This window comes from Gilvimarinus gilvus (assembly GCF_030518155.1).
Classification (GTDB): Bacteria; Pseudomonadota; Gammaproteobacteria; order Pseudomonadales; family Cellvibrionaceae; genus Gilvimarinus; species Gilvimarinus gilvus.
The window spans coordinates 1-332 of the sequence record NZ_JAULRU010000829.1 but is presented as its reverse complement, the minus strand read 5'-3'; the positions used below and the strand labels follow the sequence as shown (position 1 = coordinate 332).

The 332-nt window shown below is 59.3% G+C and carries 1 pseudogene; it reads left to right on the top strand.

The features are described from left to right. A pseudogene (locus QWI17_RS23050) lies at positions 1-332 on the top strand (DNA replication/repair protein RecF); the annotation flags it as partial.

Below are 332 nucleotides of genomic sequence, written 5' to 3'. Positions count from 1 at the left end.
GGGACTTTACCATTCGCATCGATGGGCAGAACGCCCGTAGCGCTGCGCAGTTGGCAGAGCTGCTGCCGTTGCAGCTCATCAACCCGGACAGCTTTCGGCTGCTAGAGGGCGCACCAAAAATTCGTCGCCAGTTCCTGGATTGGGGAGTGTTCCACGTGGAACCTCGCTTCCTACCCGCTTGGCAACGGCTGCAGAAGGCGCTGCGGCAGCGGAACTCATGGTTGCGGCATGGTACACTTGACCCAGCTTCGCAAGCCGCCTGGGACCGGGAACTGTGCCTGGCCAGTGCGGAAATAGATGAATACCGTCGCAACTATATCAAGGCCTTGAAG